Origin of the sequence: Frankia sp. CpI1-P (assembly GCF_001421075.1) — a bacterium.
GTDB lineage: Bacteria > Actinomycetota > Actinomycetes > Frankiales > Frankiaceae > Frankia > Frankia torreyi.
The window spans coordinates 1-19,518 of the sequence record NZ_LJJX01000070.1; the positions used below are offsets into that span (position 1 = coordinate 1).

The window sequence follows — 19,518 nt, forward strand, 5'->3', positions numbered from 1 at the left end:
ATCACCACCGGATCAACCCGACCCGGCACATTAAAGATCAGTAGTGTCCTCGGATGATCGGGTCCGAACAGCTCCTGGAATTCGTCGACGGTCCGCTCGTGGGGCTGCACCTGGTCTGGGTTGTCGACTACCAGCGAGTCGGCGAGGCTGCCACGTATGAGCACGCTCAGCGAATCGTTGGGGCCCAGGTGCCGCTCGGCGTCTGCGAGGGTCCACCCGAGCAGGCCGGTCGCTTCAGCCAGCCGTCCCGCGGCCCGGTAGGTGCATGCCAGGTTGTGGCGGGCGGTCAACCCTGCTCGGTCTCCGACGCCGAATGCCGCTTCGAAACGGGGCACAATGCGCTCGTAGAGCGCGATCGCCTCGTCGGTCCTCCCGTCCGCGCGTAAGGCCTCAGCGAGGTTGTTGTACGCGAGCCACGTGTCTGGGTGATCGACACCCGGAAGGCGTTCAAGGCCGGCGACAACCCGCTCGTACAGATCGATCGCCTCCGTTGTCCGCTTAGCAGAAATGTAGGCCGCGCCAAGATTGTTGCAGGCGGNCGCTGTATCCCTGTGGTCAGGACCGAGACGCGATTCGTCGAGCGCCAGGGCTCGTTCTAGGTAAAGAACCGCGGCCTCGGACTGTCCCTGCTGGTTGAGGTACCTACCGGTGACGTCACAGATCCTTGATACCAGCCCAGCTGTCACAACGTCACACTGGTCANCAATGCCGTCGAGCGCTGCCCGCACGTGAGGTATCAGCTGCCGCCACCGCGGCCAGCTCGTTGGATCTTCAGAGGCGTTGGGTAGCCCGGCGGCGAGAAGTCGGATGATTCCAACCGTGGCCGCAGCCTGATCGGCTGGCGTCATGTCCTCCCGGACTGCTGCGGCGGTCAGCCGGTGAACGGTCAGCGTTGATCCGGCACGACGCGCCAGACTGAAACTAACCAGCACCCCGACGGTCTCCGCCCAGTCGAGCTGATCCTTGGCTGCCCGCCGCAGCGGCCCGTCCGCCAGTGCCGCAGCGGCACCATCGGTGAACAGGTCGAGGGGAATTGGATCAGCGGCGCAGAAAGCGCACAGCGAGAGCAGCTCCACCGCTGCCAGCCGCTCCGCCTGAATCCGTGCCACCGAAAGCCTCCACAGATTTGCCACCGTCACGCCGGGTCGATCCGCCACGCGCCCGCGGTCGAGCAAGCTTCCGAGCCGCTCGATCAACAAGCGGACGTACTCGGCCGGGGGCAGCCCGGTCTGCACGAGGAAGCTGGCCGCCTGCTCGACTGCCAGCGGCAGGTAGCCAAGCAGATCCGCGATCCACCCGGCTTCCGTCTCCTTGATTCCTTCGACCCGAGGGACGAGTACCCTGACCGCCTCGTCCTTGCTGAATGCGCCGACCTCAACCGCCGCACCGACGCTGTCGAGCCCTACCAGACGGGAAGTCACCANCAGTCGCCCGTGCGGACCCGACGGCCGGAACGGATCGACGACATCCAGCTCGTTGACGTCGTCGAGTACCAGCAGCCAGCGCCGCCGCTCTCGATTCAGCGACGCGGCGACCTCAGACCAGCCGGCGTCGTCGGAGAGGCCGAGCTTGACTCCCAGCGCCGCGACCTGCCCAGCGACCACCGCCGAGTCACCCGCGTTGATCCACCACACGACATCGAAATCGTCGGCGAAGCGGTGGGCGTACTCGACCGCGAGCGCCGTCTTACCAGTCCCGGCCATCCCGTAAAGCGCGCAGACAGCGGCGGTACCGGTGCCCGAGAGGCCATCGCGCACCGCGTCGAGGAACTCCTCACGATGAATGGTCCGTGCCAGCCGCGGGGGGACGTTCCACACCTGGGGCAACTCGGAGGGCAACAGCGTCCCGATGCTCGCGTCAGGTAGTTGGAAGCCTCCGGGGAAGCCCGGCTCCGTAGCCGGCTTGCGCCGTCCACCTACGACGGCTTCGAGGAGCCGCTCCCGCGCCGTCTCCCTGTCGATCCCGAACAGGTCCACCGCTTGGATCTGGCCCAGCAACGCCGGGGGCAANCAGTCTTCCACCCGGACAACCAGCACGCGCCTGTTCAGCCCGGCGGGGTCCGTCGCCCAGCCAACTTCCCATTCCGCGCCTCGAGTCGCCGACGCCAGATAAGCCTCCGAAAGCACCACCACGGAGCGTGCACCACTCGCCAGCGTCCGCTGCAGGTCAGCGACAGGATGCGACCCAGGCACGGCATCCCAGGCGCGGATCAATGCCCTATGGCCTGNGGACTCCAAGGTCCAAGCGACCCACTCCGCCCACTCGGCGTCGTCGACGACGTACGAGACNAGGAACTGCTGCCCTGTCTCAGGTCCACCGCTGTCCGACACAAGGCTATGATCTCACCCTCCGCCGTCCACCGGTTGGAGCCTTCGCCCGCGGCAGGGTCTGTCCNGTGAACGACGTTTCCGGCGGTTCGATCAGTTGGTCGCGGTACACCCCAGACGCCGACCTCCACGCCGCCTTCCATCCACCTGCACCTCCATCGGCGAGCCCCATGTCGATAGCTCATCAATGCCTGACTGGCCCGTCCTGCTGCGTGCTGCACCACGGGCAGATCACGGTCGGCGCGGACGCGGGAACCTCGAATCGCGCGCCGCACCGCCTCCGGGACCTACCCGAACGCCAGCGGCGCCGTCGGCGGCCGACACACACCATGGCCGTGTCGCAGGGTGATTCGTCGCCGAGCGTGCGCGGATGCGCATCGCGGCACACCGCGCAGACCGGCTCCGGGGGCGCGGCAACGAGCGTCGGATTCACCTCGGTCGCTGAGATGATCCGCCGATAGCTGGAGTGCGGGGTCGGACCGCCGCAGACATCACAGTGCAAGTAGAGATCTGACCGGGGCGTAGGGCTCCACGCCTCCCGCGCGATGAAGGCAAGCGCCGAGAAGAACTCGCGCACCGTCATCTCGCGATCTTCTGGCTCACGACCGCGTGAGTTCCGGCTCCTCCACACGACNCATCATGATCTCACCCGATCAACCAGCCTGTCGGGCGATCGGCCTCATACGCCAACAGCCAGCGGGGGCAGCTGGTGGGTCTCGACAACCGCGGCCTCCAACCGGCCGAACAGGAAACGCGCTTACCCGGCCGGGAACAGGCAAACGCGGACGAACCGCGCTAGCGCTGGGACAACCCGGTACCAGAACAAGCCATCGGAGGCGACGAAGGGCGACGCCGTGGTCGCCCAGGAACCGCTCCCAGCAGCAANAGAGTGCGCCGACAGCCGATACAGGCCAGAGAGCCTGAAGGGGGCACGCTACCGATGGCCGGTCCCGACCACGCCCAGGACGATCCCCGCACGGAGAGCACGGAGAGCACGGAAGCCGGCAACCAAGCTGGCGCGGGACCGTCCCGGAAAGCACGACGACANCCCGTCGCCCGCCACATGGTCATCGAGCGGGTCGAGACCATACCCATGACGGCCGAGGAACGGCGAAGAGCAGTCGAGGNGCTCGCCGAGCTGATCCTGCACTGGGAGCACACCACCGCAGCCGCCACCAACTCGGAGGAACACCGGTAGGGCCGNAGGCCCGGCCGCCTGCCGCGGCTGACGTTCCGCATCGCTCTCAGCGACATCGCGCCCTTGGTGTCCGCCCGCTGGCGCGCCTCGGCCGGGCCGGTCACGCCGACATGGTCAGAGCGTCTCGCGCCGAGGGTACCGGGGATGGGTCTCCCGCATCCACGCACGGAACCGCCGGAGCCGCTCCTGGTGATTCACCTTCCGGGACTTCGCAGCGTCCGTGCACGGGCGTGCTTCGGGGGCACCGCACTTCGGGCACGTGACGAGCCTGGCCCGCTCGACGGTCACCGGATCGGAAACCGTGCCACCGNCACGCCGGTGCCATTCGTCGACCTGGCGGTCGTAGTCGGCCAGCGCCTGCTGGTACCGGCCTTCGTGGACGAGGGAGACGCGGGGCGCGGGTGGTGTGTCCGGCTCCGNCGGTCTCCAGTCCGGATCAAAGGCCGCGAACGACCCGCATGCTGATCCAGTCCCAGCAGCGGTGACTACCGACAGGAGTCGACTGCTACAGAGCCAAAGGAGGCTCGAACCACCTGCCCGGCCCGCCGGCCTGCAGTTTCGGCGGGCACGAGCACGTCCACAACGTGCGAACCAGCCTGTTTCTGCAGGTCAGGCGGTTCGTCACGCTGCGGGGTGGGGCGGGTGGGGCTCGAACCCACGACCGACGGATTATGAGATCTTCGGCTGTTCGTCCGCTGGTGTCCGTGGACGTCCACCGACGCAGGTCACGGGCTCGGCATCGTCCACCAAGTCCCGTGACCGTCTTTCACCGTCGGTGGGCTTGGCTGCCACTCTGGCTGCCAGAGCTATCCCGTCGGCAACCTTCCGATCCGCAGGCTTCGGCACTCCATCTAAGGACGTCCGCGGAGGTCTGCCGGTGCAGCTTGCGGGACCTCCGCGGAGGTCTGCCGGTGCAGCTTGCGGGACCGCCGGAGTCCACCAGTAGTCATCGACGTCTGTCCCCGTTGCGGTTTGACTGCTGTATAGGGTCCTCCGTCCAGCGTCACGGATCGTACACAGGTACTTGTCTCGACCTGCAGGCGGGGAGATCATCAGTGGTTTGTCTGCTGTGTTGCGCTGTCCCAGCGCCCTCAGGAGCAGGTTCTCCTTCCGAACAGAGCACCGCTGTCCGTCCCACTCGCCCGGCTTCGTAGCGCTGTCGCCCAGTATATGATCGACGTCAGTCTGAGGGGGAGTTGGGGTCAGCCGCAGTGGAAAATGTCCAGATTCCGGCCAGTCAAGCAAAACTGATACTTTCTTTGCATGAAGACTACTATGTTGATTTCAAAGACAAGAGGGTGGATCCGAGCAAGCTGTCGAGATGGGTATCCGCATTCGCGAACTCTTCAGGTGGCGACATATACGTCGGAATCTCCGAGCCAAATCCTGGCAGGTTTGTCTGGAATGGATTTGAACGAGTCGAAGACTGTAACTCGCACGTCTCGACTCTGCAGAGTCTATTTCCTCAGGGTGATGATTATAGATACATATCGCTCACAAGTGCGNACTACCCAGGCTCGATCCTGAAGATCGAAGTTGGTCGCAATCGGCGGATTGTGTCAGCGTCCGATGGTAGAGTATACAAGCGGGCGGCGGCGAGCGTTTCNCCGCTCAGTAGTGACGAAGAAATGCACACGCTGCGTTTGCAAAAGGGTCTAGTCTCTCACGAGACGGACACCGTTGACGCGCCACTTGATCTAATTACCGATTCGTATCAAATTACGGAGTTTATGCTTTCGATTGTACCAACTAATGAGGCTATGCCGTGGCTCCGGAAACAGCTTCTAATTAGGGAGGGTAAGCCCACAGTTGCGGGTTTGGTCCTATATGCGGATGAGCCTCAAATTGTTCTTCCCAAAGCTTCGGTAATTGTGTACCGTTACGCGACGGATGCCGCCGAAGGTGTACGGGATGTTTTGGTCGGCGGCAAGACGAATATTGTCGAAGGTTCGGCATATCGGCAAATCATTGACGCCGTCGCCCTTACGACGCGACTTATCGAGGGAATCAAGGATCGAGACCTGGAACCGGTCCGATACCCCAACGAGACGCTTCATGAGATTATTACAAATGCGGTCATTCACCGGGACTATGCGGTCAAAGATAACGTCCATGTACGAATATTTGACGATCGCGTTGAAGTTGAAAGCCCTGGCCGTCTTCCGGGGCACGTTACACCCCGAAATATCCTTGCGGCCCGCTTCTCAAGGAATGAATCCATTGAGCGGCTACTACACAAGTTTCCTGGAGCGCCGAACAAGAATGTAGGCGAGGGCTTGAATACCGCATTCGCTGCCATGACCAAGATGCGCCTGAAAGAACCCGAGGTTGTCGAGACTGAAAACTCGGTCATTGTTCTAATTAGACACGATAAGCTTGACTCGCCCGGTACAATTGTATTGAATTATCTTAAAGAGAATGGCACTATCAACAATAGGCAGGGGCGCGAAATCGCCGGGATTCCGCGCGACGTCGAAATGCGAAGGATTTTCCAAAGGCTAATCCAGAAAGAGCTGATCGAGAGAGTCCCGGGCACGGTGACAGCTGGGGCGAAATATCGCTTGAAAGGAAGTAATGTCGTATAGGGAACCGCCTAGTATAATTTCTAGCCTGTGCTATGCGGACACCACCTACGATGCGCACGGCGACAGCCATCACGGCTTTTCTGGGACAGGGTTAGGTCGATTAAAGTTCGGCTGGCGCATCCTTCGGCGGTTGAATGGCTTGCTCATCCTTGTCAATCATGTAGATATCGCGCCAGCGATCGGTAAAACGAGTGATGTCTTCGTTCGTCACGTTGATCGCTGGCGACCGCCCCTTCACCGTACGTATAGCCTCAACCCTAGGCCAGTCCAGAAAATCTAGGTGGGTGCCGAATCGACGCCCGCTAGCGTTACAGTACGCGTAAAGTGCTTTGATATAGCTATCCTTGTCGGGTCTACGCAGTATCGTGACTGCGAGATCTATATCACCGATTCTGTCGCTAGAAGAATCAAGAAAGCTGCCGAAAATTTGAATACGAGAAATCGCAAGAATTTTCGTATTATCGCGGTTGTATTCTCGGACTCGTTCTAGCATGCCTGAAATATTCTTCTCGGCGGTGCGGCGGTGAATTTGAGGAGAGAAGCTGGCTTGGGCGAGCGCATTTCCTTTTATTGTTGTTACGTGTAGCGAGTCCCGCTCATCTTCGCTGGAGCATTCCAAATAACCTTCGGCGACCAAGCTCTCGCGAATCCTAGTCGCCGCGCTCGCTGCTACGTCAAGCCACGATGCGATGTAGTCGTCGTCAACCGAGTCGTGGGCAATCGCCCGCATGAGTTCTCGTGCGGTCGGAGCAGGCATGCCACAGATTTCATCTGTTTTTGAAACCCTCACGAGAAGCCTCCATCCATATGGTAATTGGCTCGTGTGGTGACGGAAGTACGCAACGGCATCTGGAGACTTGGCGTGTGATCGACCGGCGACGCGCCCGGCGAGCACGGCCGTCCACGGCCGCGCGCAGGCGGCCGCGTGGCGCCCAGCTTGATCCTAAAACGAGCAATTCGGCAGACACGACGTCAGACACCGGTGCTCGGGTGTCCGGCCGTGGCCATCACGAACAGAGCGGCGGTGCGGGCGTGTCGGCCAGGCTGGGNGTCAAGGNGGNGTTGGGCGGCGTCGATGGCGGCTTGGACCTGGGCGGCCTGGGCGGCGGGGAACGGGTCGGGTAGGTGGCTGAGGGGTGCGGTCACGATGCCGTCGGCTCCGGCGTCGAGGCTGGCGGTGATGTGGCGGGCGGTGCCGTCCCACAGGGTGAAGTCCGGGCCGGTCGCGGTGCGAAGAGCAGCGATGCTGCTTAGGGGGACCTTGGAGACCTTCGCGGCTGCGGGCAGGACACCGGCGGCGCGGGCGGTGGCGGCAAGCTCGGGTGTCAGGGTGGTCGGGCTGAACTCCGGGTGGCTGAACAGGTAGCACGGCCTCGGCAATGCGGCGAACAGGTTCAGGGCCTNGGTGTCGCTGGTGAGGTCTCGTAGGACGACCATCGGGATGACTCCGGTGCGGGTGGCGTGGGTGATGTCGGCGGGTGTCCAGCAGCATGCGGTGAGCCGGTCCACCCCGATCGTTTCCGCCCACAGGTCGACGACCGCGGCCCGGTCGGTTTCGCTGGCCTGGTGTCCGCCGGTGGTGGTGCCGGACAGGATGAAGCGGTGCGCCCATGTGCCCGCGGCACGTCGGGCGTAGGCGGCGGTGGCGGCGGTGTCGAGGGCGCCGCCGGGGGTGCGGAAGGTGAGGGCGGGAAGGACAAGCTGCATCGCGGTCAGTCCACCTTGTCCCGTACCGACGGGACGGCTCGGGTTCGGTCCGTCAGCGCGCGGTGGATGTGAACGGCGGCCTCGTCGGGCGGTCGCTGGTCGGTGCGTAGCACCAGGTCGAACACGTCCACGCCTGCTGCGGCGAGATCGGTTTTCGTCTCGTCCCAGACGGTCAGTCGTTCGGCAACGTCGGTGCTCCCGCGCTCGCGGGCTCGGGTAGCGGTGACCTCGCGGGGGCACCACAGAAGGACCGTCACCCACCGGGCCGGGTATTCGGCGTGTAGCGCGTGGATGCCGGCGACCTGGCCAAGGTGCACGACCGGCACGCGGCCGGCGGTGGTGAGGTCGTCCAGGCGGGGCCGGTCGACGGCGTAGACGTTCCCGTACCGCTCGTTCGCATAGAGAATTGCCCCCTTGGCCTGGAGGCGGTCAAGCTCGTCCGCGGACACCGCCCGGTAGGGGGCACCGGCGTTCGCGCCTACTTTCAGCCGATCGAAGTGCACGTACCGATCGTCCAACGCGGTGAGGGCGGCGGTGACGGTGTCCTTTCCGGCGGCGGGTGGGCCGTAGAGGACTACGGCGTCAGGACGCATCGCGGATCCGGCTGGCCAGCCGGCGGGCGTGTTCGGCAAGGTTGCTGCGGGCGTGGCGGCTGTTGTCGACTACATAGTGGGTGCACACCGGCCGCTGGTCAGGGTCGATGGTGGCCACGTACTCGTCCCAGTAGGACAGCTTCCACGTGTCGCGGGCGGCGTCGCGGGATTCGAGGTAGTCACGTTGGGAGTCGATGTCGCAGCGCAGCCAGACCACGGCGATCGCCGCGCCGGCCTTCGCGCATCGCTTCTTCATCCGCTCCATCCACGCCGCGTCCGTCAGCTCACGCACGAACGGCGCCGTGACCACCGTCGGCAGGCCCAAGCGCAGATTGTCGAACGCGGTGTCGAACATCGCCCGGTACTCCAAGGGGCGGATCCGGCCCGTATAGACCTCGCCCTGACGGTCGTTCGGGTCGGTGTCCATCGACAGCAACAGGGACTCGGTCAGCGGGCGGCTCATCGTGTCCTTGTCGAGCAGCGACCAGCCGGTGATCTCGCAGATGAACCGGGCGAACTCCGTCTTCCCCGACCCTGGGAACCCGGCCACCATCACCAGGACCGGGGATCCCTCCCGTGGCCGACCCGAACTCCACGCATTGAGGATCTTCGCTTCGAGGTCGATCGGGGGCAGCTCGACCCGGCGGCCCCGGCCGGCGGCAGGGGGTTCGATGCAAGCGAGAAGCTGGCGGATCGAGTCGGTGACCTCGTCGCGACGGGGCACCACCGGCGGCGCGCCGAACGCCCCACCCGCTTGTTCCCGAAGGTGGGTGGGCACCCGCAGCGTCTCCCGCGGCGGTCGGGGCGCGACGCCCGCGGCTCCGGGGACTTCCCAGGGGCGGGGCGCCAGGCCGACCATGGCGCCGGGAATCCGCAGGCCGTCGGCGATGCGCTCGATGACCTCGACTTCCTCGACCTTCGCCTTGCCCCCGGCGATGCGGCTGATCCTCGACTGGCTGAAGCCCTCGATCGAGGAGGCTATGCGGTCCTGGCTGACATGATCCCATTTGCGCATGAGCAGGAACGCGGCGCCGAAGTCCCGGCCGCGTAGGGCGGCGGCCATGTCGTCGCGGTGCAGCAGCTCGGCAGACACGGTGTAGCGCTGCCAGGCGGTCTCGGGGTCAGCGGTCATTCGTCGCTCTTCGGTCGGTGACAGGTCNGGGCAATCCGCGTGAGCAGACCAGCACGGTGAGCATAGCGGCGCCGATGTCGTGTCGACATCCCAAGCCGGGATCAGGCGGTCAAACGGCGCCGGACCGGCGCTGATCTGCACGGTTGGCGCCGGTCGGATCGGCGCTGGAATGCCGTCCATCCATGCCGCCTCGACATTCCGTGGTCGGGTGGTCTCGGTGAGTCTTGTCGGCAGTCGACGCCGTTCGTGCCGAGTTCGGCTCCGCGGGCGGCGTCGACCCGAGACCTGGTCACGGTGAGAGCGCGACGGACTGTCGGCGGGGCCGTGATCGCCGGTCTTCCCGGGTGCCCGTGGACGGCGCGCCGGTGACGAGACGAGGAAGGGGATACGGATGGTGGTCGCCGAACGAACAGATGGGAGGGGTAGACCCGACGTCGGGAGGGCGCGTCTCGGCTTGCCACCGTCAGCGGACGCCGGCTCGGGACGCGAGCAGATGGCCCGGGTGCCGTCCCGGCGGGAACTGCTGTGCGCCCGGATGAACAGCGGCGGCGGCTCGGCGGCCNGCGGGACCTCGATGGCTCCTGGGGGCCGCGACGATGTGCGCCGGGTGCTGTGGGCGGTGGTGGTGCGCGGACCGCGCGGCGTGCTGCTGGGCGTGATCGGGTTCTTCGCGACGCGGGCGGCGGCCTGGACCTACGTACGGGATCGGCACTTCTCGGGCGCCGTGGTGCTGCCGGCCATGCCCGCCGGGGTGGGGCTGGCCCGGTGACAGCGCAGCGGGAAACATCGCCGGTCGATCTCACGACCGCGCATCCCGCCCGGATGTATGACTTCTACCTCGGCGGCAAGGACCATCTGCCGGCGGACCGGACGGCAGCCGGGCGGGTGGTGGCGGCCTCGCCGGACGTTCCGCGGGTCGCGCGGGCGAATCGGGCGTTCATGACCCGGGCGGCGCGGTTCCTGGCCGGCGAGTGCGGGATCCGCCAGTTCCTGGACGTGGGCACGGGCATTCCGACCAGTCCGAACCTGCATGAGGTGGTGCAGAACGTCGACCCGGCGGCCAGGGTGGTTTACACCGACAACGATCCGGTGGTCCTGGTGCACGCTCGCGCGCTGCTGACCANCACGGTGCAGGGACGCACGGCCTATCTCGACGCCGACCTGCGCGATCCCGGGCTCATCCTCGACGCCGCCGAACTGCGCGACGCGCTCGACTTCCACCAGCCGATCGCGCTGTTCCTCGTCGCTGTGCTGCACTTCCTGACTGACGACGACGGACCGCACGCGCTGGTGCGCAGGTTGCTGGACGGTCTGCCGTCGGGCAGTTACCTCATCGTGTCGCACGCCACCGGGGATCTGGCGCCCCCGGGAGTCGGCGACATCGTCGACACCTACGCGACCACGGCCGCGCCCCTCGTTCTCCGTGGCCTCGCAGACGTCTGCCGCTTCTTCGAGGGCACGGAAGTCCTCGACCCCGGGGTGGTTCGCCTGCCGCTGTGGAGGCCGGACGAGCCGCCCAGGGACACCGAAACGATCTGGGGCTACGCCGGAGTCGGACGCAAGCCATAACCGCCGCACTTGGGCGGCTGTCCCCTCGACCAGAATGATCAACCGGAGGTAAATGATGCTGTCCGACCTACGTGCGGCGGGCGCGGCGAGTGTCGCCCCGGCCGCGGGCCTGTTCCTGCCGGAGCTGCACCACCGGCGAGACATCGGCCTGGACCTCGACCAGGTCAACGGGCTTGCGGACCTNTGCCACTCGTTCACCCAGCAGCGGGCGGAGATCAGCGCCCGGATGACCCGGCTCGCCGGCGAACTGCTCGCGGGCCTGCTGAACGGGCGGGTCTGCGACGACGGCGACCGAGAGGCGTTGACCGCGCACGCCGAGACTCGCGGCACCCTGTTCGCCGACGCGGAAAACCTCATGATCTCGATGCTTGCCCAGGGCTACCGGCTGCTGAGCTGGGAGCAGATCGACCGGGCGCTGAAGGTCCGGCGGGGGCAGACCTCCGCCGGCCTCGACACGGTCGCCGAGGCGATGTCTGCGGACCTGGCGGCGCCCGTCCGCCTGTGAGCCGGTGACGGGCTGCCCCCGACATCGAGCCCGTCACCACCCGGGAGGACTCGCACTCCGCCGACCCCCTCAGCGGCACGGGGCGCGGGTCCTCCCACCCGAACGTCCTATTCCCCTGAACGTGGCCGGTGCCCGTGAGCGCGTCCATACCGGCCACCGCGGCCCCGGATCCCTTCCCGATGCGGATCCGGGGCCGTGCCATGTCCGGACTTCAACTCGTCGGCCTACCTCTGGGGCTGGCTGGTCTACCGGCTGCGCTGCCGGTCGAGGTCGTCGAGGCGGCGCAGCAGGGCCCGTAGGTCGTCCCGGATGTCGCGGATCCCTTCGAGAATCTGCCGCGCGACCGCGGCCGTCTCCTCCCCGTCGTCCCCCGCCGCGCTCTGACCGGCGGTGAGCACGCGCACCAGATGATCGTCTGGCCAGTCCAGCGCACGGGCGATGGCCGTCAGGGTCCGGGTACGCACGCGGCGCGTCGCTCCGTGCTGCACCAGCCGCAGCGTCGACACNGCAATGCCGGCGCGGTCGGCAAGCTCCTGCTGTCCGATCCTCCGGGTCGACATCCGTTCCGTGATGGCCACGGCCACCGCCGCCCAGTTCTCGCCATCGGTATCCGGCGGGGCATCGGGGGCTTTCGCGCGACCGGGACGATCAGCCATGCTCGGCATGCTAGCGAATGGGCAATGCCCCGGGCTGCCCTGGTCAACGCCTATATCGACCCGACATGCCCTGCATGACGTCATGCACCGACGACATTCTTCGATCCCTACTGCTCATGCACCGCCGATATAGCGCTTGATACGCGCTTGTTCGGCGGAGCATTGTCGTTCCGTACCCGCTGGACGGAGTCGACGCCCGGCGGGATGGAACGACAGAGGATGGTGGATCTATGGCGGTGCCAAGGCGCATTCCCGTCGCGTTCGGGGTGGTGTTCCCGGTGGGGGCGTTCGTGGTCGGCGTCGAGCCGGTCAACGACTTCGACAAGGTCAGGGCGGGCACCCCCGACGCGCAGCAGCGCGACGAGGAGACCGGAGACCTGGTCTGGCAGGTCAAGGTCATCGACGCCGACCCGGCGGCCCGGACCAACGAGGTGAAGATCCGGATGACGGCGGCGGTGCAGCCCGTCCCGCCGGACCTGCTGCCCGGTACGCCGTTTCGGCCCGTCGAGTTCGACGGCCTGTCGCTCACGCCCTACATCGACCGGCGCAACGCCGAACGGCCGAAGATCGCCTACTCGATGCGGGCGTCGGCCATGCGTGCGCCCGGCGGGCTGAACGGCCGGCGCCCGGGTCCGGCGGTGGCGGCATGACCGGCCGCATTCGGCCGGCCATCGACGGTCTGCGCTCGGCGACGCATCACAGTCTTCACGTCGGCGCGGACTGGTCGGTGGCCTGCCACACCTATCCGGACCGGTCACCGATCCTCGCGGTCCGTCTCGGCCTGACGTCGGTGTCTCTGTCGGCGATGTCGAACGCGGTCACCTCGGATCATGTCGATTTCGCCTATGAACTGATCGCGGCGGTGAACGACTACCTCGTGGAGTGCGAACGCATCCGGTTCGACTCCGACGACGCCGCCGACTCGGGGCCGCGGGCCGCGTAGCTCGCACCCGGCCGGTTCGACTGGGCGGCCCGGATACCCGTTTTCCGGATTCCGGGCCGCCCGGAACTTCCCTTCACCCTTCCTGTCCCTGGTTTCGTGCGCTCGAAAAGCGGGTGGTATTGCCATGTCCAGAATCAACGGTGACCAGCGTTTCCCGCGGGTACCGACCCGTACCGAGAAGGTGCGTGTNCCGCTGTGGATGCTGCTACTCGCGGTGGCCGGCAAGGGGCTGGCGCTGGTGGTGCGGGGCTGCTGGCGGCATCGGGTCGCGGTCGGCTCGGTGGTCGGGGTGCTGCTGTTCGTGCACCGGTTCGGCCTGCTCGGGCTGGGCGTGCTGCTCGGCGGCCTGGTGGCGGTCGGGGTGGTGTGGTGGCGGGTGCATGGCCGGTCGTTCTGGCCGGTGGTGTGGTGGCTGTGGGGCCGCGCCCGGCTGACGTTCGTCTACCAGCGGCGGTGGAAGCCGGCGATGGTCCACACCGACCTTGCCATCCGCATGCCCACGTCGACCGGCGACCAGGTGACCTTCGACGAGTACTTCCCCCGGATCCGCTCCATCCGCTCGTCGCGGTCCGTGGACGTGCTGCGGGTGGAACTGCTGCCCGGCCAGACCCCGGCGCAGTGGGCGGAGCAGGCCGAAGCACTGCGGCACGTCTTCCGGGCACGCCGCTGCCAGGTGCATGCGGAGACGTTCCGGTTCGTGCGGGTCGTGTTCCACCGGCATGACTCGCTGACCCGCCCGGTTCCCCCGGCCGCGCTCGACGACTCCGACGGTGCCGGCCCTGACCCGGCCGGCGCTGCCGGTGACGGTCCCCGTTCCGACCGGTCGTCGCGTGTGGGTGAGCTGGTGGCGGGCCTGTCGGCGGTGCCGGTGGGCCGCTGCGAGGACGGATCCCCCTGGACCCTGCCTGTGCGCGGCTCGCATGTGCTGATCGCGGGGGCGACCGGGGCGGGGAAGGGCTCGGTGCTGTGGGGGCTGCTGCGAGGACTGGCACCGGCGGTGGCCGCGGGGCTGGTGGAGCTGTGGGTGTGTGATCCGAAGGGCGGGATGGAACTGACCTTCGGCCGTCCGCTGTTCACCCGCTTCGCCACCACCACGGACACCATCGCCGATCTCCTCGACGACGCGGTGAGCCGGATGCAGACCCGCACGGCCACGCTGGCGGGCAACACCCGCCTGCACACCCCGACCCGGGAAGAGCCGCTGATCGTCGTCGTGGTCGACGAGATCGCCTCGCTGACCGCCTATGTGACCGACCGGGAGTTGAAGAAGCGGATCGGGGCGGCGCTGCCACTGCTGCTGTCCCAGGGCCGCGCACCCGGGGTGGTGGTCGTGGCCGCGGTGCAGGACCCGCGCAAGGAGGTGCTGCCGTTCCGGGACCTGTTCCCGGTCCGCGTCGCGCTGCGGATGACCGAAACCGACCAAGCCGACCTTGTCCTTGGTAACGGTGCCCGGGAACGCGGTGCCCGCGCCGAGGAGATCCCCCGCGCGCTNCCCGGGGTGGGCTACGTGCTGCACGACGGCAACCCCGACCCGATCCGGGTCCGCGCGGCCTACGTGGATGACGTCGAGATCGGCCGGGTCGTCGCCCACTACCGACCCGCATCCGCGGCCGGCGGCTGGACTCCGGACGTGAGCAACTACCTCGACGACGACTCCGACCCGCTCGACGGCCTCGACCAGGCCGCGTGACCCGACCGGACCCATCGCCCCCGACGCACCGGAGGAATCCCCCTGTCGATGACCCCTCCCNCCTCCATCCCCNCCCCGACCGAGCGGCCTGGTTCCCGGGCTGCGCGGATGCGTTCGCCGCTGGCCCGCCACGTCGTCGAGGCGGTCGCGCTGGACAACGGGGTGTGTGTCCGGCCGCTGGCGATGCGCCGGACCAGCCTGGACACCGGCGAAACGCAGATCATCCCCGTTCCCTGCGGCGCCACGTTGGCGAGCAAGTGCCCGCCGTGCGCGGACCGGGCCCGGCGGCTGCGGATGGCGCAGTGCAAGACGGGATGGCATCTCGACGACGAACCCCTTCCCGACCCCGACCCGCCCACGGACGACGCCAAAGCGTTGGCGACGCTGCGAGCGGACCTGGAAGAAGCGCGCGGTGAGGTCCTGGCGGCCGGCGACACCGGCCAGGTCGGGGAGATCGACGAACTGATCGGCCAGGTCGACCAGGAACTGTCCGACCTCGGCGTCCGCGGGCGGATCGCACCGGAAGACCGGGACCGGCCGCGTCGGGTCCGCTCGACGAAGCGTCGCCAGGATGCCCCCGACCTGCCCCGGCTTCCGGTGGAGCGGCNCACGGTCGGGCGGACGTTCACCGCGCCGGACGGGACGGTGTGGCGGCCGTCGATGTTCCTGACCCTGACCTGCGACTCGTACGGGCGGGTGCGCGCCGACGGAACCCCGGTGGACCCGGCCTCGTACGACTACCGGCGGGCGGCGCGGGATGCGATCCACTTCCCGAAGCTGCTGGACCGGTTCTGGCAGAACCTGCGCCGCGCGGTCGGCTGGGATGTGCAGTACTTCGCCGCACTCGAACCCCAACGCCGGTTGGCCCCGCACCTGCACGCCGCGATCCGCGGCACCGTGCCCCGGGTGATGCTGCGCCTGGTCGCGGCTGCCACCTACCACCAGGTCTGGTGGCCCTCCGCGGACCGGCCGGTCTACGACGATCATCATCTGCCCGTCTGGGACGACACCACCGGCGGCTACCTCGACCCGACCACCGGTGTCCCGCTGCCGTCCTGGGATGCGGCGCTCGACGCGATCGGCGAGGACGACGAACCCGCCCATGTGGTGCGGTTCGGCGCACAGCTCCGCGCCGACGGGGTGACCGCGAACTCGGCGACCACCGGCCGAATGATCGGCTACCTGACCAAGTACCTGACCAAGAGCCTCGACGCCTGCCATGAGATCGACAGCGACCGGCAGCGGGCGCACGTCGACCGGCTCGCCGACGCCCTGCGCTACGAACCCTGCGCGCCGACGTGCGCGAACTGGCTGCGCTACGGCATCCAACCCCGCAACCCCCGCCGGGACCTCACCCCCGGCCGGTGCACCGGCAAAGCACACCGGCGCGAAACCCTCGGCTTCGGCGGCCGGCGCGTCCTGGTCTCCCGCCGCTGGTCCGGCAAGACCCTCACCGACCACCGCCACGACCGGGTCGACTTCATCCGCCAGCAACTCGCGGCACTCGGCGCCACCGGCACCGGCCCGGCTGCACCCGAGGACGATCCGGCCCGTCTCGCCTGGACCCTGCTACGGCCCGGGGATCCGGCCGCGCCCCGACGCGAACATCTGATCCTGCACGCCATCGCGCAACGCCACGCCTGGCGCGCACAGCTCGGACAGGACACCGGAGCAGGGGCCAGCGGGGGTTCGGCAACCGGGCCGCCGCTGGCGGAAGCGGCCTGATCACCCCTGTCCCGGCAAGCCTGGAGAGCCCGCGTGACCAAGCTCCTGCTCACCCCGACCGAGGCCGCTGACCTGCTCGGCGTGAGCCGCAGCACCATCTACGACCTGCTGAACAGCGGGGACCTCGAATCCGTCCACATCGGACGCGCCCGACGCATCCCGTCGGCCTCGCTGCACGCCTTCGTCAACCGGCTCCGCGGCCTCGACGACGGACAGGCGGCATGACCGCGCTCACCGCCTGCCGGACGGCGGGGGGTCGGGCCGGTGTTCGGCAATCCACGCTTCGACGTCGTCGGTCCGCCAGATGTGACCGGCGGCCAGGGAGGCGTACGGCGCGGGGAACGTCGGGTCTTCCTTCAGAAGCTGGTTCACCCGCGTTCGCCCGACCCCAAGCCGGCGGGCGATCTCCGCCGCTCCCATGAGCGGTTGCGTCATACCCGCAATCTACTGGACGACCGTCCAGCGCCGCGTGTACCGTAGGCGCCACTGGACGGTCGTCCAGTCACGTTGAGGCGGTTCCGGCCGCGTGCGGCAACACCCGACCGGAACCTTGATCCCTTCCTGCGCGAACAGGAGAGAGACCCATGCCTATCTTCCCGTCCGACACCCCGGACCCCCGCCCGACCCCCGGCGGAGATGTGCCGCTGATCGTGGCCAGCATCGTCCGGCCCGGCGTGTACGCACTGACGGTTCGCCCCGGCGCCGACGCCCGCGACCTCGGTGAGGCGATGTCCCGCCTGCCGGTCGATGCCTTCCTGACCGAGCACTTCGGCGACATCGACCTGACCATGGTCTTTCGCGCGGTGCCCGACGGCCCGAACTCCGAGCCCACCGGGGGCATCACCCCGACGGCACCGGCGGCGGCAAGCGGAACCCGCCCGTAGCGGATCCCCTGCCCCACCCATTTTTCTTCCGTTCTCTGGTAGCGCCTGAAGCTGTCGGGGCGGTGGACGGGTCCAGGGTCGGCCGAAGGCCGATCGCGTAGCGACGCGCAGCGCCCTGGACGCGGCCGGCGACCCGACAGACCATCCCAGCGCCAGAGAACGGAAACCCCACCCGCGCCGGACCACGCCACCCGCGACCCGCGCGCCCGTTCTTTCGGCAAGGAGCCAAACCCGCCATGCCCACGAACACCCCACCCCCAACCCGGGTAAGCCTCGTACAGGCGCTGAACGACCACCTCGACCGCGCCGACCGCGGCCAGGGACTCGCCTACCCGCAGGCCGACGGAGAGACCAAGTTCGCCTGCGACATGGAAGACAGCCCCTACGGCTGCCCCTGGTGCGACGCCGTCGAATGGCCCGACGGCAACCCCCTGGACGTGGCCTGATGGCCGCGCGCAAGGGCCGGCGCGGAGCCNGTGAAGGAGCCATCTACAAAGACGCTTCCGGCCGGTGGCGGGCCACTGTGGATCTCGGCTGGAAAGACGGAAAGCGGCAACGCAAGTACCTCTCCGGCAAGACCCGGACGGAGGTCGCCGAGAAGCTGCGCACGCTCCACCGGCAGCAGGAGGACGGCGTCAAGGTCGTCACCGGTAACAAGCCGCTGACGGTCGACCAGTGGCTGACGTTCTGGCTCGACACGATCGCCAGCCGCAAGGTGCGACCGTCCACCCTTGCGACCTACCGCGGGTACGTCNGGAACCGGATCGTTCCGGCTCTCGGTGGATATCGGCTCGACCGGCTCGAACCCGAACATCTCGAAGTCTTCTACACCGCGTGCGAATCGGAGGGCCTGGCACCGGCGACCGTTCTTCAGATGCACCGGATCATCTCTCGCGCCCTGAAGATTGCGCACCGACGCGGGAAGGCCGCGCGGAACGTGGCGACGCTCGTGGACGCTCCATCCGTCCAGCGGGACGAAGTGAACCCGCTGACGGCGAAGGAGGCGCGAGCCGTGCTCGACACCGCCAAGGGCGGACGTAATCCGGCCCGGTGGTCCGTGGCGCTCGCGNTCGGCCTTCGACAGGGAGAGGCGCTCGGCCTGCCCTGGGACGCGGTGGACCTCGACAGCACGCCCGCGACACTCACCGTTCGGCAGGCGCTCCAGCGCCGCGCCTGGGCTCACGGCTGCGACGATCCGAAGTCCTGCGGCCTGGCGCGCCGATGCCCGCAGCGCACCGGCGGCGGGCTCGTCATCGTCCACCCGAAGTCGCGGGCGGGCCGGCGAACCATCGTTCTACCGCCCAGCCTGGCGGCCGACCTGCGGGCACACCGCATAGCCCAGCAGCAGGAAGCAGACGCGGCCGGCAACGTCTGGAGCAACGAACACGGGCTGGTCTTCACCCAGCCCATCGGCCATCCGCTCGACCCCAGCGCCGATCACCGGGCCTGGAAGAACCTCCTGAAGGCTGCGGGAGTCCGCTCCGCCCGCCTGCACGACGCCCGCCACACCATGGCAAGCCTCCTGCTCGCGCAGAACGTCCACCCCCGGGTCGTCATGGAGATCATGGGCCATTCGCAGATCAGCCTGACCCTCGGCACCTACAGCCACGTAGCCCCGGAACTGTCCACCGACGCCGCCGACCGCATGGGCCAGANCCTGTGGAACACCGAGAACGACGATGGCAGCCAGAACGACGACCCAGACGAGGAAGACGACGCGCAATAGACCGACGTGTGCACTCTGGCTGCCACCGTGGCTGCCACCAAAGATCCTCGATCTAGAAAAACGCCGGCCGCCGGGGGTCCGGGGGTCGTCCCCCGGGCAGACATAACGGCAGGTGGCGAAGCTGATCGAAGATCAGCGAGCAGGAGAAGGGAGCGTGTGGGGCGGGTGGGGCTCGAACCCACGACCGACGGATTATGAGTCCGCTGCTCTAACCGGCTGAGCTACCGCCCCCTGAGCCTGGTCCCCGGGCGTCCGGCAGTGCTGGAGCGTCGAGTGCC

General features: G+C 67.6%; 14 protein-coding genes, 1 tRNA gene and 15 pseudogenes. 17 read left to right on the forward strand and 13 right to left on the reverse strand.

The window, feature by feature from the left end; all coding sequences use genetic code 11:
- The 6 genes and pseudogenes from FF86_RS69005 to FF86_RS69030 all read right to left on the reverse strand — a co-directional run.
- Positions 1–538: tetratricopeptide repeat protein (locus FF86_RS69005; protein ID WP_396230141.1), on the reverse strand; the 538-nt coding region annotated here is incomplete at both ends.
- Between the two features lies 1 nt (position 539).
- Positions 540–686 (reverse strand): annotated as a pseudogene (locus FF86_RS69010) (tetratricopeptide repeat protein); the annotation flags it as partial.
- A 17-nt stretch (positions 687–703) separates the two neighbouring features.
- Positions 704–1,423 (reverse strand): annotated as a pseudogene (locus FF86_RS69015) (hypothetical protein); the annotation flags it as partial.
- A gap of 1 nt (position 1,424) precedes the next feature.
- A pseudogene (locus FF86_RS69020) lies at positions 1,425–2,009 on the reverse strand (NB-ARC domain-containing protein); the annotation flags it as partial.
- A gap of 1 nt (position 2,010) precedes the next feature.
- A pseudogene (locus tag FF86_RS69025) lies at positions 2,011–2,227 on the reverse strand (toll/interleukin-1 receptor domain-containing protein); the annotation flags it as partial.
- A gap of 1 nt (position 2,228) precedes the next feature.
- A pseudogene (locus tag FF86_RS69030) lies at positions 2,229–2,288 on the reverse strand (hypothetical protein); the annotation flags it as partial.
- Between the two features lie 2,448 nt (positions 2,289–4,736).
- On the opposite strand from FF86_RS69030, the gene FF86_RS69035 reads away from it, so the two are divergent.
- The 3 genes and pseudogenes from FF86_RS69035 to FF86_RS69045 all read left to right on the forward strand — a co-directional run.
- Positions 4,737–5,030, forward strand: a 294-nt coding sequence (locus tag FF86_RS69035; RefSeq protein WP_396230142.1) for a helix-turn-helix domain-containing protein, incomplete at its 3' end; no start/stop codon positions are given.
- A gap of 1 nt (position 5,031) precedes the next feature.
- Positions 5,032–5,131: pseudogene (locus FF86_RS69040) on the forward strand (hypothetical protein); the annotation flags it as partial.
- Positions 5,132–5,285: 154 nt separating this feature from the next.
- Entirely contained in the window at positions 5,286–6,110 is an 825-nt protein-coding gene (locus FF86_RS69045; protein ID WP_396230143.1) for an ATP-binding protein, read from the forward strand.
- Positions 6,111–6,210: 100 nt separating this feature from the next.
- On the opposite strand, the gene FF86_RS33800 is transcribed toward FF86_RS69045, so the two are convergent.
- The 3 genes from FF86_RS33800 to FF86_RS27825 all read right to left on the reverse strand — a co-directional run bounded on the left by FF86_RS33800 (position 6,211) and on the right by FF86_RS27825 (position 9,542).
- The gene (locus FF86_RS33800; protein WP_128423658.1) at positions 6,211–6,900 is read right to left on the reverse strand and encodes a hypothetical protein; all 690 of its coding nucleotides are present in this window, start codon (positions 6,898–6,900) and stop codon (positions 6,211–6,213) included.
- A gap of 922 nt (positions 6,901–7,822) precedes the next feature.
- The gene (locus tag FF86_RS27820) at positions 7,823–8,410 is read right to left on the reverse strand and encodes a hypothetical protein (RefSeq protein ID WP_044888121.1); all 588 of its coding nucleotides are present in this window, start codon (positions 8,408–8,410) and stop codon (positions 7,823–7,825) included.
- Positions 8,400–9,542 carry an AAA family ATPase gene (locus tag FF86_RS27825; protein ID WP_052681515.1) on the reverse strand — a complete coding sequence of 381 codons (1,143 nt, stop codon included), beginning with the start codon at positions 9,540–9,542 and terminating at the stop codon, positions 8,400–8,402. The genes FF86_RS27820 and FF86_RS27825 overlap by 11 nt, the downstream gene beginning before the upstream one ends.
- 765 nt (positions 9,543–10,307) lie before the next feature.
- Here FF86_RS27825 and FF86_RS59230 point away from each other — a divergent pair.
- A partial coding sequence (locus FF86_RS59230; protein WP_255355952.1) for an SAM-dependent methyltransferase occupies positions 10,308–10,665 on the forward strand: 358 nt, incomplete at its 3' end.
- Between the two features lies 1 nt (position 10,666).
- Positions 10,667–11,111 (forward strand): annotated as a pseudogene (locus tag FF86_RS59235) (SAM-dependent methyltransferase); the annotation flags it as partial.
- Positions 11,112–11,861: 750 nt separating this feature from the next.
- Here FF86_RS59235 and FF86_RS59240 read toward each other — a convergent pair.
- Both FF86_RS59240 and FF86_RS64445 read right to left on the reverse strand, forming a co-directional pair.
- Positions 11,862–12,122, reverse strand: a pseudogene (locus FF86_RS59240) (XRE family transcriptional regulator); the annotation flags it as partial.
- 1 nt (position 12,123) lies between these two features.
- Positions 12,124–12,356, reverse strand: a pseudogene (locus tag FF86_RS64445) (hypothetical protein); the annotation flags it as partial.
- A gap of 146 nt (positions 12,357–12,502) precedes the next feature.
- On the opposite strand from FF86_RS64445, the gene FF86_RS27850 reads away from it, so the two are divergent.
- The 7 genes and pseudogenes from FF86_RS27850 (at position 12,503) to FF86_RS27870 (ending at position 16,855) form a co-directional block, all read left to right on the forward strand.
- Positions 12,503–12,922, forward strand: a complete 420-nt coding sequence (locus tag FF86_RS27850) for a hypothetical protein (RefSeq protein ID WP_044888113.1) — start codon at positions 12,503–12,505, stop codon at positions 12,920–12,922.
- Positions 12,919–13,215 carry a hypothetical protein gene (locus tag FF86_RS27855; RefSeq protein ID WP_044888112.1) on the forward strand — a complete coding sequence of 99 codons (297 nt, stop codon included), beginning with the start codon at positions 12,919–12,921 and terminating at the stop codon, positions 13,213–13,215. Before FF86_RS27850 ends, FF86_RS27855 begins: the two co-directional genes overlap by 4 nt.
- A gap of 190 nt (positions 13,216–13,405) precedes the next feature.
- Positions 13,406–14,706, forward strand: a pseudogene (locus FF86_RS27860) (FtsK/SpoIIIE domain-containing protein); the annotation flags it as partial.
- 1 nt (position 14,707) lies between these two features.
- Positions 14,708–14,905 (forward strand): annotated as a pseudogene (locus tag FF86_RS59250) (cell division protein FtsK); the annotation flags it as partial.
- A 73-nt stretch (positions 14,906–14,978) separates the two neighbouring features.
- Positions 14,979–15,512, forward strand: a pseudogene (locus FF86_RS59255) (replication initiator); the annotation flags it as partial.
- Position 15,513: 1 nt separating this feature from the next.
- A pseudogene (locus tag FF86_RS59260) lies at positions 15,514–16,630 on the forward strand (replication initiator); the annotation flags it as partial.
- Positions 16,631–16,663: 33 nt separating this feature from the next.
- Entirely contained in the window at positions 16,664–16,855 is a 192-nt protein-coding gene (locus FF86_RS27870) for a helix-turn-helix domain-containing protein (RefSeq protein WP_044888109.1), read from the forward strand.
- A gap of 6 nt (positions 16,856–16,861) precedes the next feature.
- Here FF86_RS27870 and FF86_RS27875 read toward each other — a convergent pair whose 3' ends face one another.
- Positions 16,862–17,065: an AlpA family transcriptional regulator gene (locus tag FF86_RS27875; RefSeq protein ID WP_011606534.1), complete on the reverse strand. Its 204-nt coding sequence runs from the start codon at positions 17,063–17,065 to the stop codon at positions 16,862–16,864.
- A gap of 149 nt (positions 17,066–17,214) precedes the next feature.
- Here FF86_RS27875 and FF86_RS27880 point away from each other — a divergent pair, with 149 nt between their 5' ends.
- The 5 genes and pseudogenes from FF86_RS27880 to FF86_RS59275 all read left to right on the forward strand — a co-directional run.
- Positions 17,215–17,514 carry a hypothetical protein gene (locus FF86_RS27880; RefSeq protein ID WP_044888107.1) on the forward strand — a complete coding sequence of 100 codons (300 nt, stop codon included), beginning with the start codon at positions 17,215–17,217 and terminating at the stop codon, positions 17,512–17,514.
- Positions 17,515–17,750: 236 nt separating this feature from the next.
- Positions 17,751–17,960, forward strand: coding sequence for a hypothetical protein (locus FF86_RS27885; RefSeq protein ID WP_044888106.1), 210 nt, complete (start codon positions 17,751–17,753; stop codon positions 17,958–17,960).
- Positions 17,961–17,990: 30 nt separating this feature from the next.
- Positions 17,991–18,268: pseudogene (locus FF86_RS59265) on the forward strand (site-specific integrase); the annotation flags it as partial.
- Position 18,269: 1 nt separating this feature from the next.
- Positions 18,270–18,583, forward strand: a pseudogene (locus FF86_RS59270) (site-specific integrase); the annotation flags it as partial.
- Positions 18,584–18,628: 45 nt separating this feature from the next.
- Positions 18,629–19,169, forward strand: a 541-nt coding sequence (locus FF86_RS59275) for a site-specific integrase (protein WP_396230144.1), incomplete at its 3' end; no start/stop codon positions are given.
- A gap of 228 nt (positions 19,170–19,397) precedes the next feature.
- Here FF86_RS59275 and FF86_RS27895 read toward each other — a convergent pair.
- Positions 19,398–19,471, reverse strand: a tRNA-Ile gene (locus FF86_RS27895).
- Between the last annotated feature and the right edge of the window lie 47 nt (positions 19,472–19,518).